Annotated in this window: 14 protein-coding genes; all 14 read right to left on the bottom strand. The window is 55.2% G+C overall.

Translation table 11 applies throughout. The annotated features are described in order from the left end of the window. Positions 1 to 64 precede the first annotated feature (64 nt). The gene (locus Q3Y58_RS13125; protein WP_319622568.1) at positions 65 to 2,440 is read right to left on the bottom strand and encodes a patatin-like protein; all 2,376 of its coding nucleotides are present in this window, start codon (positions 2,438 to 2,440) and stop codon (positions 65 to 67) included. Between the two features lie 77 nt (positions 2,441 to 2,517). Beyond that, positions 2,518 to 3,831 (bottom strand): replication-associated recombination protein A, encoded by a 1,314-nt coding sequence (locus Q3Y58_RS13130; protein ID WP_319622569.1) that lies wholly within the window; start codon positions 3,829 to 3,831, stop codon positions 2,518 to 2,520. Positions 3,832 to 3,891: 60 nt separating this feature from the next. Next, on the bottom strand, positions 3,892 to 5,334 hold the full coding sequence (locus Q3Y58_RS13135; RefSeq protein WP_319622570.1) for a DegQ family serine endoprotease: 1,443 nt from the start codon (positions 5,332 to 5,334) through the stop codon (positions 3,892 to 3,894). Positions 5,335 to 5,489: 155 nt separating this feature from the next. Continuing rightward, positions 5,490 to 7,652: a methyl-accepting chemotaxis protein gene (locus Q3Y58_RS13140; RefSeq protein WP_319622571.1), complete on the bottom strand. Its 2,163-nt coding sequence runs from the start codon at positions 7,650 to 7,652 to the stop codon at positions 5,490 to 5,492. 178 nt (positions 7,653 to 7,830) lie between these two features. Beyond that, on the bottom strand, positions 7,831 to 9,975 hold the full coding sequence (locus tag Q3Y58_RS13145) for a methyl-accepting chemotaxis protein (protein ID WP_319622572.1): 2,145 nt from the start codon (positions 9,973 to 9,975) through the stop codon (positions 7,831 to 7,833). Between the two features lie 314 nt (positions 9,976 to 10,289). Then, positions 10,290 to 10,715, bottom strand: a complete 426-nt coding sequence (gene rplQ, locus Q3Y58_RS13150) for a 50S ribosomal protein L17 (protein ID WP_319622573.1) — start codon at positions 10,713 to 10,715, stop codon at positions 10,290 to 10,292. Positions 10,716 to 10,783: 68 nt separating this feature from the next. Beyond that, entirely contained in the window at positions 10,784 to 11,806 is a 1,023-nt protein-coding gene (locus Q3Y58_RS13155) for a DNA-directed RNA polymerase subunit alpha (protein WP_274218795.1), read from the bottom strand. Positions 11,807 to 11,889: 83 nt separating this feature from the next. Further along, a complete protein-coding gene (rpsK, locus tag Q3Y58_RS13160) occupies positions 11,890 to 12,279 on the bottom strand; it encodes a 30S ribosomal protein S11 (protein ID WP_028481916.1) in 390 nt (129 codons plus the stop codon). Between the two features lie 67 nt (positions 12,280 to 12,346). Beyond that, positions 12,347 to 12,715, bottom strand: a complete 369-nt coding sequence (gene rpsM / locus Q3Y58_RS13165) for a 30S ribosomal protein S13 (protein ID WP_274218794.1) — start codon at positions 12,713 to 12,715, stop codon at positions 12,347 to 12,349. A 214-nt stretch (positions 12,716 to 12,929) separates the two neighbouring features. Beyond that, positions 12,930 to 13,496, bottom strand: coding sequence for an adenylate kinase (locus tag Q3Y58_RS13170; RefSeq protein WP_274218793.1), 567 nt, complete (start codon positions 13,494 to 13,496; stop codon positions 12,930 to 12,932). Next, entirely contained in the window at positions 13,493 to 14,830 is a 1,338-nt protein-coding gene (secY, locus tag Q3Y58_RS13175; RefSeq protein WP_274218792.1) for a preprotein translocase subunit SecY, read from the bottom strand. Before secY ends, Q3Y58_RS13170 begins: the two co-directional genes overlap by 4 nt. Before the next feature lie 45 nt (positions 14,831 to 14,875). Further along, positions 14,876 to 15,346, bottom strand: coding sequence for a 50S ribosomal protein L15 (gene rplO / locus Q3Y58_RS13180; protein ID WP_274218791.1), 471 nt, complete (start codon positions 15,344 to 15,346; stop codon positions 14,876 to 14,878). Between the two features lie 21 nt (positions 15,347 to 15,367). After that, positions 15,368 to 15,559: a 50S ribosomal protein L30 gene (rpmD, locus tag Q3Y58_RS13185; protein WP_274218790.1), complete on the bottom strand. Its 192-nt coding sequence runs from the start codon at positions 15,557 to 15,559 to the stop codon at positions 15,368 to 15,370. Between the two features lie 44 nt (positions 15,560 to 15,603). Further along, positions 15,604 to 16,167: a 30S ribosomal protein S5 gene (gene rpsE / locus Q3Y58_RS13190; RefSeq protein WP_274218789.1), complete on the bottom strand. Its 564-nt coding sequence runs from the start codon at positions 16,165 to 16,167 to the stop codon at positions 15,604 to 15,606. Between the last annotated feature and the right edge of the window lie 2 nt (positions 16,168 to 16,169).

A 16,169-nucleotide genomic window follows, 5' to 3' on the forward strand; every position in this document is an offset into this window, starting at 1 on the left:
GATTACGCGGCAAACATGGCAATGACAAGGGAAAACTTGACAATCCGTGAGGCCACGCAGACCCTTAAAGCTCTGCCGTTTCAGGAGACTGAGAGGCACCTTCCCTGTGTTTTGCCGCCCTCGCCATGCTGGCATAAATCCCTGATATCAAATCAGCATTGGCCGTTAAATGCGGCGTTTCTTCCTCCAGAATGCTTTCGAAAAGCAGCTCCAGATGCGCGTCAAGAACCGAGACGCCACCCCCATCCCGATCAACGCCGCGCAAGAGAGCAACCAACCGCTCAGCCGCATTGAGCCGCCCCCACAAGTAATCATGTTCCCGCCAACTGCGATTGAAAAACGCACCGAACGACTGCAACTGAGCGCCCTTCAGCACACTGCCATGTTCATTCAGCGCAACCGCATCTTTCGGGCTGATACGGCTAACCGTCACCTCCCCCAGTTCGGAATGATCGGATGTGTGCTGGATCGGCAGTGTGACCGCATCATAAAAAGCAAAGCCAATGTAAGCGCGCTTGATGGGATGGCTGGACAGGCTAACTGCCAGCTCCTCATCTGCATCACTCACAACTTCATCAATCAGCAGATCGAGATCGGCCAGCCCCATCCGCTCTTGAAGAAGCCTCAAGGCCCGGTCGAGCTTGGAAGGCTCACTGAGCAGCAAATGCAGCGCTTCGCAAGCCTCACCTGTTTCTGTGCCGTAAAATGCACGGCTCCACCGATATTGCTGATAGGTGATCAACTCATAGAGGCGCTCTTTCAAAACGCCCATGCGCTGCACACATGCCGCGTCCAGTTGCTCGCTTCCAAAGATCAAATTGAGTTTGCGAATGACAGAGCGCAGCCGCCTGACCCGATAATCAATATCCAGATGTACGATGGAGACAGCAGGCTCATCTCCACCAACCATGCCGGACGCATCCCCTTCCATAGTCAAATGACGCAGGATTGCCCGCTCGAGATGATGGGTAGCCTCTCCAACACCATCATGTCCGCCCAGACGCTTGATCAGCTTTGCCAGCCGGTGGGAGAGCCGGTTCAACCGCAGCTGTTCGTAGCCTGCATAGGAGAACCCGGCATGTTCTTTCGCCATGCGTGTTGCTTCCGCACGCGCCCAGCCAAGGGCCTCAGCGGGTGTGGTGCCTTCTCCGGGCAACTGCAGGATAACGTCCACTTCCCGGTCCACATGGGGCTTGGCGGCCGCAATAACATCCTTCAAACGGCGGATGTTGCGGTTCATCTCGTCGATCTCTTTCAGATCATCGCCTATGGGCTCATTTCGCGGAATGTGGGCAAGCGCTGCCAGAATTGAACGAAAGAACCCCGGCGCTGCATAATCATGTTCCTCAGGCTCACCCGTGTCACCGGGGGTCGGGTCTACATAAAGGAGACGCCTCACGACCTCGCGCGACGCAGCGCGCTCGCTGATGCTTTCAATGACAGGCTGGAACGGCTTGTTCATAACGACGCTGCCATCGATAAACAGACGGGGCGCGCCATTTTCAAGCGGTCCCATGAGTTCTTGCTCGACAAACTGATCGCGGTGAGACCAGTCGGCGTTGAGGCTCTTCACCACCCTGTCCATTTCTTCCACGGAGGCTGGCGGAAATGCGCCGGGGAATGATGCGGTGGCTCTGGCGGCAAAAACATGGCTGGGCGCACAGTCCGCCCCCAATTGTGACTTGATGCCATCGATTCCATCGTTGCGCGCAAGAAACTTGAGAAGCCGGCGATGCTCAATCTCATGGGTGCTGCTGTGTGCACTCAACGGCACGGTCCGTTTCACACCAAAGTAATCCGTCAAAGTGACGAACAGCTCCAATTTCTGACCCAGCGGGATAAGGGTGTCACCACGATCCTCTAGATCCATCGCATTGCATGCTTCAAGCATCCAGCGGGCAAAACGGGCACCTGAGAAGGGCGGCTCGAACCACCTACTAGACATGAACCAGTGCAACTTGCGCCGCGCCTCCGGATTGTCGGGGTCCTGCTCCAGCACCAGCCCCAATATTCTGCCGATAATGGGTGCCAAAACGCGCTTTGCCAGCCGTGTCACGCCTCTCGGTTTCCCGCAGAGTTGGGTCACATCCGCCTTCTCCAGCCAGAGACTGCGGTGGGAATCAAGTGGGAGGTCATGAGCAATTGCTCGGGCCAGCATGATGCCGTTAATGCCACCGGCGGAAGCGCCGGAAATGGCATCGATCACCACTCTTAGGTCCAGATCAGGGTGAAGGGTTCGCAAGATATGATAGTAGGAGGCCGTCGAGCCCCTTAGCTCCGCCCCCGCGCCATCCAACGGCACGCCCTTTGCCCGCGCCTCTTCAAGCGCCTTGGAAGCACGTTGCAAGTTGAGAAGTTCGCGCGTAACGCCATGCATGTAAACGGCAAGTGAAACGCCGCCATACAGCACCAAAGCCAATCTGAGTTCTATCTGACGCATGGGCCGCTCACCTATTGCAAGTGCCCAGTTTGCTCAGGAAAGGAGGCACTGGCAAGTGACGGGTATTCACAGACCGGTCAAGAAGAGCCGTTTCGCTCCCGCCGCAACCTCTCCCAGTATGCCAGCCGTTTGCGCAAGTCCCGCTCAAATCCGCGCTCGGGTGGGTCGTAAAACGTCTGACGCCCCATCTTTTCGGGAAAGTAATCCTGTCCGGAAAAGCCATCGGGCGCATCATGGTCGTACTGGTAGCCCTCGTTGTAGCCCATGTCCTTCATCAGCTTTGTTGGCGCATTGAGAATATGCTTTGGCGGCACAAGCGAGCCATTCTCCCGCGCAGCTCGTCGAGCAGATTTGTAGGCCACATACACACCGTTCGATTTTGGTGCGGTTGCCAGATAGACGCAGGCCTGCGCCAAGGCCAGCTCTCCCTCCGGCGAACCCAACATGTGAAAGGCGTCCTTGGCGGCATTGGCTTGCACCAACGCGTTCGGATCCGCCAAGCCGATGTCTTCCACCGCCATTCGGATCAACCGCCGGGCGATGAACATGGGGTCCTCGCCGCCGTCCAGCATGCGCCCCATCCAATACAGCGCCGCGTCAGGATCCGACCCGCGCACTGATTTGTGCAAAGCGGATATCAGATTGTAATGACCGTCCTTGGTCTTGTCGTAGATGGGAGCCCGGCGCTGAACGATATCTGTCAGGCGCTCGGTGTTGAAAATCTCGCCATCGCCAGCTGTGCGCCACACGTCTTCAGCAAGCGTAAGGGCCGAACGGCCGTCACCATCTGCCATGCGGATGAGGGAAAGCCGGGCTTCCTGGTCAAGCGGCAGCGGCTTTTCCATTTCTTCCTCAGCGCGGGCCAAAAGCCCATCCAATGCCTCTTCATCAAGGCTCTGGAAGACCAGCACATGAGCACGCGACAACAAGGCCGCATTCAGCTCAAAGCTCGGGTTTTCCGTGGTGGCCCCAACAAGAGTGATGGTGCCGTCTTCCATCACCGGCAGGAAGCTGTCGAGCTGCGCCCGGTTGAAGCGATGAATCTCATCAACGAACAACAGCGTACCGCGCCCTGTCAAACGCCGCGCACGCGCCGCTTCAAAACACTTCTTAAGATCAGAAACACCGGAAAAAATCGCAGAAATCTGCTCGAAATCCAGATCCGTTTCATTGGCCAGCAGCCGGGCAATTGTGGTTTTCCCTGTTCCGGGAGGCCCCCAGAAAATGAGGGAGCCCAACGACCCGGAGCGCAACATGCGGCTCAGAATACCATCGGCACCAATGAGATGCTCCTGGCCAACGACCTCGCTGATTTTCGACGGGCGCATGCGATCGGCAAGCGGTCTGTTGCCGCTTTTGTCCAAGCCTGCGGAAGAAAAAAGATCACTCATGGAAGAACTTCTAGCAGAAAAACGGAATTGGCCGGACTGAAAAGCCCGGCCATCCATACCTTAACCTCGAACTGACAGGCGGCGCAATCGACCATCCCGTCGGATCTCCAGCAGCCATCCCCGTGGCCGCTGGCGCGCAGCACGTTCCAGTACCCGCGTGTTTTCAATTTCAACGCCGTTGATCGCGACGATGATATCCCCACGGCGCAGGCCGATATACTGAGCATTTGAGCCATTTTCGATATCGGCTATCACCACTCCATAGTACTCATCCGGCACGCGAAGTTCCTCTGCGACCGCTGGCGACAGGTTCATGACCGTCGCCCCGGAAAACGGGGAGCGTCCGCCGATGTCTCGGGTATCGCGCGGGATGCTCTCAGGTGCCGCTTCCAGCGCCACGTCAAGGGCAACCTCATCGCTGCCGCGCAAAATGCGGAAGGTTGCTTCCGACCCGATCTGGCGCGTTGCAAGACGATAGCCAAAGGAATCTGGATCATTGATCTCATTTTCACCAACAGAAACAATAAGATCACCCACTTCAAGACCCGCCCGCTCTGCAGGACTGTCGGGGAAGATGCGCGTCACCAGCACACCGCGTGGACGGTCAAGACCAAGACCGAGCGCAATGTCTGATGAAACCGGCTGAAGACTCGCCCCAATCCATGGGCGCCGGACATAGTCGCCATCACCCGCAGCTGCTGCGACCACTTTCACCATGTTGGCCGGGATGGCAAACCCGATGCCATTGGACCCACCAGAGCGGGAAAAAATAGCGGTGTTGATGCCGACCAGATTGCCGCGCACATCTATGAGTGCACCACCTGAGTTACCTGGGTTGATGGCTGCGTCGGTTTGAATGAAAAACTGATAATCTGAAACGCCAACCTGCGTTCGCGCAACCGCAGAGACGATGCCCTGGGTCACGGTCTGGCCTACACCAAACGGGTTCCCGATGGCCAGCACCAGATCCCCCACCTCAAGCTGATCGGAATCCGCAAACGGGATGTAGGGAAAGTTATCCCCCTCTCCCTTGATCTTCAGGACGGCAAGATCAGTCCGCTCATCCTTGAGCACGATCTCAGCATCAAATTCGCGCCGATCGGAAAGCGCTACGCGGACTTCATCAGCGTCCTGAATGACGTGATGGTTGGTTATGATGATACCCTGATCGGAGATGATGACACCCGAGCCCAGAGAGTTCTGGACGCGCTTGCGGGTGCGCGGCTCACCAAAGCCACCGCGGTCACCAAAAAAGCGGCGGAAGAACGGATCATCAAAGAACGGGGAAATTCGCTGGCGTTGCTCAACTGTGCGAGTGGCATACACATTGACCACCGCTGGCGCGACCTTCTTCACCAGCGGTGCGAAGGAAAGCTGAATTTCCGCGTTGTTTGAAGGAACAACCTGTTCCGCCTGTGCGCTCGCGGAAACACCAAAGGCTGCAGACAGCAAGACACCCACCGCTACGGCAGCACTTGTGACCGAAGCACGAAAATCAATCATGATGAAAACCCCAAATTTGGCTGATCCCTCTTGGATCAAACAGAGGAAGCATTCCACACATAGGGGCACAATATGGAAATGAAAAGGCTGATCTCCGGTTGTGGAAACCCACTCCAGAAACCAGCCTTAAATTTGGACGGGCAGGATCTTGGGGCCTAGCCGGCCTTCACCTCCTCAAGATAACCAGAGACCAACTCTGACACGCGATTGGCCCGTTGGTGCAACTGAAGCACGGCCTGCTGAACTTCATCAGCACCCTGCCCCGTCGTCCCGGCCATTTCACTCACCTTGTTGATCGCCTGCGCCACCTCGGAGGACCCACCTGTGACCTGCTGAATGTTCAGCGAGATTTCGCCCGTTGTCTTGGCCTGCTCTTCGATGGCATTGGTCACGGTTCCCGCGACCTCATTCATCTGGGCGATCACCTGAATGACCTCGCGGATTGCCTCAACAGCGTTCTCGGTTTCCGACTGTACGGCCTGGATCTGACCGCTGATTTCATGGGTGGCCCGTCCGGTTTGGTTGGCCAGCTCCTTCACCTCAGCGGCAACGACAGCAAACCCTTTGCCAGCCTCGCCTGCACGGGCGGCCTCAATGGTGGCGTTAAGCGCCAACAGATTGGTTTGCTCGGCGATATCGCTGATAAGAGTGACAACCTCGTTGATGCGGGCAGCCGCGTTCTGCAAGCCTGTTACCGTCTCCTGCGCATGATGCGCCCGTTGCGCCGCCTCATTGGAAATTTCATTGGACTTGGCAAGATCCCGGTCGATTTCGCCAACGGTGACGGTCAGTTCTTCGGTGGCCCCTGCTACGGCCTGAAGGCCATGCAGCGACTGATCTGAGGCAGCAGCGGCTGTCTGAGCTTCCGAGGCTGTAATCTCGGAGACCTGCGCCATCTGCTGAGCTGATCCCTCCAACTGGCGCAAGGCCTCATTCACATCCCCAATCACCTCGGTCACATTCTGATCAAAGGCGAGATTGAGCTGCACAAGACGTTCCGCCACCTGTGCCTGACGGAGCTGTTCCGCTTCACGCTCAAGTGTCAGCTCCTTTTCACGGCGCAAGCCATCACGAAACGCCGCCACGTTGCCCGCAATCTCTCCGATTTCGTCACCACGCTCGGTGCCGGGAACATCGGTCTCCAAATCGCCTTCACGGATTTTGCTGATGGCTGCTGACAGACGAGAAAGCGGACGGGTTATGTAGGCAGCGATCCCAAAACCTGCAGCAAGCACCACAACCTGAATGATCAACGCCGACGTCACGATCGAAGTGAAAACACTCCAGGAGGCCGCGTTGGCTTCATCCAGACTGATTTCAGTCACCACCGCGCCCGGTCTGCCGAAAATATCAATGGCCTCGACGCGATATTGCTTGCCGCCCTCCTCATGGCGCGCACTCTCAGCCAGCGAAGCCACAACGTCCGTGGGAAGGCCCCCGTACGTGCTCAGCAGTGGTGCGGATTGATCCAGCACCGGTGTCGAAAGCAGACGGCCTTCCCCATCCAGAAGGTAACTCTGAGCCGTTTCGCCAATGAGCAAGGGCTTGCTTAAAATTTCATCCCAGAAACTCTTGTTGAGCCGCACCATGACAACGCCGCTCAGCTCCAAACCGCCAAACCCCTCGATATAGACCGGCGTTGCAACAAAGCGACTCGCCTCCCCACCAGCAGGAGCGTAAGGCGCGACATCAGACACAACCACCTCACCGGCCGGTGCCTCCAGGGCGGCTTGGTAGGTTTCATCCACTGCGGTTGCCTTGATGGCCTCGTCGCTCACGTTGGAGAGGAAGTCACCAGACTTGGTCACGGTGTAAAGCGCCAAACCGTTCATGTCGAAGAACAGAATATCGGCGTAGTTGCCGTTCTGCCAACGCTTCAGAAAGTCCTGATGAATGCCCTCGTGCTTGGAGCCATAAAGACTGTCAGAGCCTTTAAGAACCGCCGCACGCTCATCGGCGCTCTTTGCCAAACCTTGGTAAGTTGCTTGAATATCTGCGAGATTTCCCGATAGCTCCGCCGCCAACGGCAGCTCTGCGATCAACTGGCCCATGTTCGCGCTTGATGCCATAGCGACAAGATCGCTCTTGCTGTCATCGATGGCCCGCTGAAGCTGTTCTGCGCTATTGCGCGATGTGAGGGTCATCTGCACATCGGCGCCCGCCTGAATGCCTTGCTGTGCCTCCTTTTGGGCAAAGTACCCAACACCTGCACTCGCAAGCAAGGCCAAGCCGATCACGCTGACCGGAACCAATACCTTAAGTGATAAGAGCCTTGATTGTTTGCCCGTTTCTGGCTGTTCTTTGTGTGTTGGCCGCACAATCCCCTCCGTAATTTTTCGGGGGCAGTGTACCCATGGAAAAGCTAAACAGAGTGTAAATGTCGGCCTACCACCTTTGGTGAAAGGAAAGGCACAAATGCACGCTTGATATGCAAAACCCGCGCTGGTGGGCGCGGGTTTCAACTAGATCAAACTCAAAGCAATCACTGAGGCTTGGTCAGGCCACACGGATGTCGTTGAGATAGTCCTCCACAAGACCGCGCAGTGCCTCGGATTGCTCAGTAAGGTTATTGGAGGCAGAAAGCACATTCTCAGCTTCCGTACCTGTGTCCCCTGCAATTGAGCTTACCTTGGTGATGGACTGCGTTACTTCCATGGAGCCAGCCGTGACCTGCTGAATGTTGCTTGAGATATCGGTGGCTGTTGCCGCCTGCTCCTCAATCGCACCGGCAATGGCCGTTGAAACCTCGTTGATGGTGCCAATGACCTGAGAGATTTCCTTGATCGCCATCACAGCCTTTTCGGTTTCAGCCTGTACCGCCTGAATCTGCACACCGATCTCGCCAGTTGCTTGCCCCGTCTGGTTCGCCAGGCCCTTGACCTCAGCAGCCACAACGGCAAAGCCCTTTCCGGCTTCTCCTGCCCGCGCTGCTTCAATGGTGGCATTCAGTGCCAGAAGGTTGGTCTGATCTGCAATGTCATTGATGATCGAAACAACCTCACCGATGCGCTGCGCCGCCTCCAGAAGACCGTTTACAGAGCCTTCCGCATCAACCGCCATTTGCTTTGCTTCGGCAGATACATCTGCTGAACGGCGAACTTCGCGGTCAATTTCACCGACAGTTGCAGACAACTCTTCGGCAGCTCCAGCAACGGCCTGGAGATTGACCAAGGACTGCTCGGAAGCAGAGGATACGGTTTGGGCTTCCGCATTGGTACGCTCAGACATGCTCGCCATGGTGCGCGCCGTGGTCTGCAAGGTGCTGCCGGCAGAACTGACAGAGCCGAGAATCTCTCGTACGCTCTGATCAAACTTCCGCGTCAGCTCTTCCATGTACTGACCACGCTCAATCCGCTCGGCTTGAGAGCGCTTCTGCTCTTCATCCAGTTCGCGCGCCCGCTTCAGCCCATTACGGAAGTTCTGCACTGCGCGACCAATGTCACCGATCTCATCCTTGCGGCCTGCTTCCTGAACCTCGATGTCCAACTCCCCTTCCTCGATCTTGCGCAGGGTGCGACCAAGACGAGAGAGCGGCGCGGAGATCTGACGTGCAAACAGGTAGCCAATCACACCAATGATCAAGAGAACCACGATGGAACTGATGACAATTGATTGAGCAAGCGCGTACACACCAGCCAGGGACTCAGCCACGGATGCTTCTGCGATCACAGCAGCCTTGAAGCCCGTCAACGATAGTGGCGCCGCAACAATGAACTTGCCCTGAGCTACCGTTAAGCCTTGGTCAGTTGCGCTGCTTGAAGCGTCAAAACCAGAAAGCGCCGCCAAAGCTTCTTCCGGCATGGACTGCCTTAGAGCCGTCGGCTCACTTGCCAGTGGCATGTTGGAATAGATTTCGCCTCTGTCGGAGACCAGATAGGTCTGCCCAGTCTCACCCAAGCCGGTACGGTCTGCCAGAATGGCGTCAAAGAAACCGCTGTCGAGACGGACAACGATGACCCCTTCCCGGCTCGTGCCTGCCATTCCTTCAATAAAGACAGGGGTGGCAATGAAGAGTGATGGCGTGTCATTCGCCAAGCCATACTGCTGGTAATCGCTTAAGATCACCGTACCATCCTCGGCTTGTGCAGCCTCGGTGTAAGCACGCCCCAAACCACTGTCCAAAATGGCAGCGTCATCGGCTGTACGGAACAACTCTGCTGATTTTGTTACCGAGTAGAGGATGTGACCGTCATTGTTAAAGACGAGGATGTCGGCATAGCCGCCATTCTTGAAGCTTGTTACAAAATCGCCGTGAACGCCTGCATGCCGCCAGGAATACATGGTCGAATTGCCGTTCCCGGTAATCTCCACGCGTTGATCGAGACTAGACCCATCCGGACGATAGAAAGACAGAACACTGTCGCGGTCTTCGCCGATATTTCGATAGGCGGTTTGAAGATCCTTCATCACCGTTTCCATCGCATTGGTCTTTGCCATGCGAAGGATGTCGGCTTCAATCTGCCCCATTCGCAACTCAAGCAAGTTGCGGCGAGACTCAGCCAAAAGCTCAAGCTCACCCTGTTTGGCCTCAGTCAAAGAAGCCTGTCCGTTGTGATAAGCCAAATAGCCAATCACAAGACTAGAGACAATTGCCAAACCCACCATGATGATAGGCAACCGAACGCCTATCCGATGAAACATATTTTGGTCTGCGGCCGAAACCCCAGCACCTAAATCCGTCGCGCTCTCCCGCATTGCAAAATGCCCCACTATTTTTGAAGTATGAAAAAACTAGGGATTGAGGCTTAACCGAAGCTTAAACCCAATGCTAAATCGTCTAACCAATATTGCGGGAATGCGGCTCTACGCCTTGAAATTACACAGGTATTCAACTTTTACGTGCAAATACGCACTAATCCGAATAAGGCCTTGAACTGACTTCGGACATCAAAAGCACCAAACAAAAAAGGCGCCTCCACTGGAGACGCCTTTTTTAAATTTATATCGGCAAAGCCTTATGCTGCGTTTTCAGCAGCTTCTTCTGCTTCAACGCGAGCACGGTCTTCAGCGCCGCGTGCTTCAACATCGCGATCGACAAATTCGATCACAGCCATTGGAGCACTGTCACCATGACGGAAGCCTGCCTTCAGTACGCGGGTGTAACCACCTTCACGTTCCTTGTAGCGCTCTGCCAGAGTGTCGAACAGCTTGCGAACCATTGCAACGTCGCGGATCTGAGAGATCGCCTGACGACGTGCGTGGAGGTCGCCACGCTTTCCGAGAGTGATGAGTTTATCTGCAATTGGACGCAGCTCTTTTGCCTTCGGAAGCGTCGTTACAATCTGCTCATGCTTGATGAGCGATGCAGCCATGTTAGCAAACATTGCCTTACGGTGGCTTGACGTCCGATTGAGCTTGCGGCCGGATTTTCCGTGGCGCATGGCCCTCTCCTTCAATTAACTACGCAGCGGTCGCATCGGACCACTTGGGGCCGAGGGCCCCGTTTAGCTTAATACTGGTGGTCTTCGTAGCGCTTAGCCAGCTCGTCGATATTTTCAGGTGGCCAGTTTGCCACTTCCATACCGAGATGCAGACCCATCTGCGCCAGAACTTCTTTGATCTCATTCAGAGACTTACGACCGAAGTTCGGTGTGCGAAGCATTTCTGCTTCAGTCTTCTGGATCAGATCACCAATATAGACGATGTTGTCGTTCTTCAGGCAGTTTGCAGAACGTACAGACAGTTCCAGTTCATCAACCTTCTTGAGCAGTGCTGGGTTGAACGCCAGTTCTGCAACGGTCTCTTCCTGAACTTCACGAGTTGGCTCTTCAAAGTTCACGAAGATGGAAAGCTGATCCTGAAGGATACGGGCCGCATAAGCGATCGCATCTTCCGGGACAACGGACCCATCGGTTTCAACGTTCAGGGTGAGCTTGTCATAGTCGAGAACCTGACCTTCACGGGTGTTCTCTACCTTGTAGCTTACCTTCTTAACTGGTGAATACAGGCTGTCCACCGGGATCAGGCCGATTGGCGCATCTTCCGGACGGTTTGCAGCTGCAGGAACATAACCCTTACCAGTGTTTGCAGTGAACTCGATGCGAACTTCGGCGCCCTCATCAAGGTTACACAGCAGCAGGTCAGGGTTCAGAACTTCAACGTCACCAACAGTCTCAATGTCGCCTGCATAAACAGCACCTGGACCCTGCTTGCGCAGAACCATGCGCTTTGGACCTTCATTGTCCATACGCAGAGCGATTTCCTTGATGTTCAGGATGATGTCGGTGACATCTTCACGAACGCCCGGGATGGAAGAGAACTCATGCAGAACGCCATCGATCTGGATCGCAGTCACTGCAGAACCCTGAAGGGAGCTGAGCAGGATGCGGCGCAGAGCGTTACCAAGGGTCAGACCATAGCCACGCTCAAGAGGTTCTGCAACCACAGAAGCCTTGAAACGCGGGTCGTCGCCAGGGCGTACGTCCAGCTTGGTTGGTTTAATCAGTTCTTGCCAGTTTTTCTGAATTGTCACGTTCTAATCCCCTCGGCTATCTCGTTGGAGCATAAAAGCCCAACTATCCGTTGCCATGGGTTGAAAACATGCCTGACGAAAAGTCAGACGCGGCGACGCTTGCGCGGACGGCAACCGTTGTGAGGGATCGGCGTTACGTCGCGAATGGACGTAATGACGAAACCACCGGCCTGCAACGCACGCAGAGCAGATTCACGACCTGAACCAGGACCACGAACTTCGACCTCAAGGGTACGCATGCCGTGTTCGGCTGCCTTGCGACCAGCGTCTTCGGCTGCGACCTGAGCGGCATAAGGGGTAGACTTACGAGAACCCTTAAAGCCGAGCGCGCCAGCAGACGACCAAGAGATCGCATTGCCCTGAGCATCGGTAATGGTGATCATGGTATTGTTGAACGTAGAGTTCACATGCGCGATACCGGAAGTGATGTTCTTCCGCTCGCGACGACGCACACGCGTCGAATCCTTAGCCATTCTTATTTCCTTTGATATCTACACCGCCGTAACAACCGGCGGCTCCACCTGACGAGCGCCGGTGAAATTACTTCTTCTTACCAGCGATCGCCTTCGCAGGACCCTTACGGGTGCGTGCGTTCGTGTGGGTGCGCTGACCGCGAACCGGCAGGCCACGACGGTGGCGCAGGCCACGGTAGCAACCAAGGTCCATCAGACGCTTGATGTTCATCGCTGTTTCACGACGCAGATCACCTTCTACGAGGTAGTCAGCATCGATCGTTTCACGGATCTTCAGGACGTCAGCGTCCGAAAGTTCATTGACGCGAGATGTTGCAGCGATACCGACCTTGTCGAGAATCTCCTGCGCGAACTTCGGGCCAATACCGTGAATGTACTGCAGCGCAATCAGGGTGCGCTTGTTCGTCGGAATGTTGACGCCAGCAATACGGGCCACGTTACTTCTCCTTTACGAGGAAACGACCATCGTCCCCTCTCCAAATTTCTGTCCAGCCACTCGCGAACGATATGAATGTAGACAGCAAAAAGTTACCCCGGTTTCCCAAGGAAAACCGGCGCAAATCGAAAATTCATCGATGTGCGCCGGTCTTTACTGTATTCCAAGTGCCAACGCAAGCGCTGACATGAAATTCCGCAGATATTAATCCGCGTTAAGAAAGAGCTGCATCAATCTGAGATGCGACCTCTTCGACGGAACGCATTCCGTCAACCTTCTTGAGCATGCCGCGCTGCTCGTAGTAGTCCACGAGCGGAGCGGTTTGTTCATTGTAAACGGCGAGACGCTTCTTCAGCGCCTCAGCGTTGTCATCGGAACGAACCTCGGCACTCTCACGAGCACGCTTTTCGATACGTTCCAGAAGGATCTTTTCATCGACGACCAGCTGAACAACGCCTTCAAGCTTGATGGCCTTGTCAGAAAGGATGTCTGCCAATGCGTCTGCCTGGGCAATGGTGCGCGGGAAACCATCAAGGATAAACCCATTCGCACAATCAGGTTCTTCGATGCGCTCGGAAATGATCTTGGAGATCAGATCGTCAGACACAAGGTCACCGCGATCAAGAACGTCTTTGACCTGAAGGCCAACTTCCGTCCCTGCAGCGACGGCCGCGCGAAGCATGTCACCGGTAGAAAGCTGGACAATGCCGTGCTTTTCGACCAGACGAGCCGCCTGCGTGCCCTTGCCCGCACCTGGAGGGCCTAACAGAATAAGCCTCATTTACGTTTCCCCCTCAGCTTTGTTTTCTTCACGAGCCCTTCGTACTGATGCGCCAGCAGATGCCCCTGAACCTGTGAAACAGTGTCCATTGTTACGCTAACGACAATCAAGAGGGAAGTACCACCAAAATAGAATGGAACGCCCGTAGCAGAGATAAGGAACTCTGGAAGCAAACAAACGAGTGTGATGTAAATTGCGCCTACCACAGTGATGCGTGTCAGAACGTGGTCAATGTATTCTGCGGTTCGCTCCCCCGGACGGATGCCCGGAATGAAGCCGCCATGCTTCTTCAGGTTGTCTGCTGTATCGGACGGATTGAAGACAATCGCCGTATAGAAGAAACAGAAGAAGATGATAAGCGCCGCATAAAGCACCATGTAAGCTGGCTGACCATGACCCAGAAGAGCCGTAATGGTCGTCAGCCACTCGTTGCCACCGGAAGCATCAGCTCCTTGAAAGCTGGAAAGCGTCGCTGGAACGAGAAGAAGAGATGACGCAAAAATTGGAGGAATCACACCGGCGGTATTCAGCTTCAGCGGAAGGAATGAGGTATTGCCTTCATAAAGCTTGTTGCCATGCTGCCTTCTTGGATACTGGATCAGGAGGCGCCGTTGGGCACGTTCCATGAACACGATGATCGCAATAACAACGATGGACAGAATGATAACTGCCAGAATGATTGGAGTTGCAAGCGCGCCCTGACGACCGAGTTCCAAAGTGGAAGCAATTGCAGAAGGCAGACCCGCAACAATACCCGCAAAGATGATCAGCGAAATACCGTTACCAACGCCACGTGAGGTGATCTGTTCACCCAGCCACATCAGGAACATGGTACCGCCAACAAGCGTAATCACAGCGGAGATGCGGAAGAACATACCCGGGTCCTGAACCACATTGGCCGCCTCAAGACCAACGGAAATACCGTAGGCCTGGAAGGTTGCCAGGATCACCGTACCGTATCGGGTATACTGGTTCATCTTTTTCCGGCCGCTCTCCCCTTCCTTCTTCATTTGCTCCAAAGAAGGAACAACGGAAGTCATCAACTGAATGATAATGGAAGCAGAGATGTACGGCATGATGCCAAGAGCGAAGATCGCCATACGTTCCACGGCGCCGCCGGAGAACATATTGAACAGGCCGATGATGCCAGTCTGTGCCTGACCAAAAACCTGTGCAAGCGCTTCTGGATCAATACCGGGAAGCGGTATGTAAGTACCGAACCGATACACCAAAAGCGCACCCAGTGTGAACCAAATGCGCTTCTTGAGTTCCTCGGCCTTGGCAAAGGCAGAAAAGTTTAGATTTGAAGCAAGTTGCTCGGCAGCAGATGCCATTCCGCGCTCCGGTCAGTTTGGATACACCAAAAAAAAGAGCAAGGCCTATTCGGCCTTAGCTCCCTTGATTACGACCTTGCCGCCTGCCTTCTCAACTGCTTCAACAGCAGTCTTGGAAGCGCCAGCAATTTCGAAAGTCACAGCAGTTTTGAGTTCGCCGTCTGCGAGGAGACGGACACCGTCCCGTACGCGCTTGACAACGCCTGCTGCTTTAAGTGTTTCAACTGTGACCGGTGCGGAAGCATCAAGCTTGCCCGCTTCGATTGCAGTCTGAACACGGCCCAAGGACACTACGTTGAAGTCCTTGGCAAAGATGTTGGTGAAGCCGCGCTTTGGAAGACGGCGATGCAATGGCATCTGACCACCTTCGAAGCCCTTGATGGCTACACCTGAACGGGACTTCTGACCTTTAACACCACGGCCGCCGGTCTTGCCCTTGCCGGAACCGATACCGCGTCCTACGCGGGTACGGTCCTTAACAGCACCCGGATTGTCCCGGAGTTCGTTAAGTTTCATCTGTTTTTCTCCCGGCTCTCGTTACGCTTCGTCAACGATACGAACGAGATGCTGAACCTTACGGATCATGCCGCGCACTTCAGGAGTATCCTTCAGGGTGCGACGACGGTGCATCTTGTTCAGTCCAAGGCCGATCAGCGTTGCGCGCTGATCAGCAGGACGGCGCAGCGGGCTGCCGATCTGTTCGACCGTTACGGTCTTTTCATTCGCCATGACACTAACCCTTGTTCATGTCTAAGACGGATCCCTACCGAGGATTAACCCTCGGAAGGAGCCGCTGCCGCTTCGTCGTTGTCGCGACGACGAGCCTGAATGGTAGAAACCTTGAGGCCACGACGTGCCGCAACTGAACGTGGGCTGTCTTCCTTCTTCAGCGCTTCAAACGTCGCACGAACCATGTTGTACGGGTTAGAAGTGCCAGTTGATTTTGCAACCACGTCCTGAACGCCGAGCGTTTCGAACACAGCACGCATTGGACCACCTGCGATGATACCAGTACCCGCAGGTGCTGCACGCATCATGACCTTGCCTGCGCCGTGACGGCCTTCAACGTCGTGGTGAAGGGTACGACCTTCACGAAGTGGTACCCGGATCATAGACCGCTTGGCAGCTTCAGTTGCCTTGCGGATTGCCTCAGGTACTTCGCGGGCCTTACCGTGACCAAAGCCTACACGGCCCTTCTGGTCTCCAACAACAACCAGCGCAGCAAAGCCAAAGCGACGACCGCCCTTGACCACTTTTGCGACACGGTTGATGTGAACGAGCTTATCGACAAATTCGCTGTCGCGCTCTTCGCGATCCCGGTTGTCCTGTCTCGCCATAT

This window comes from Nesiotobacter zosterae (genome assembly GCF_033843645.1).
GTDB lineage: Bacteria > Pseudomonadota > Alphaproteobacteria > Rhizobiales > Stappiaceae > Pseudovibrio > Pseudovibrio zosterae.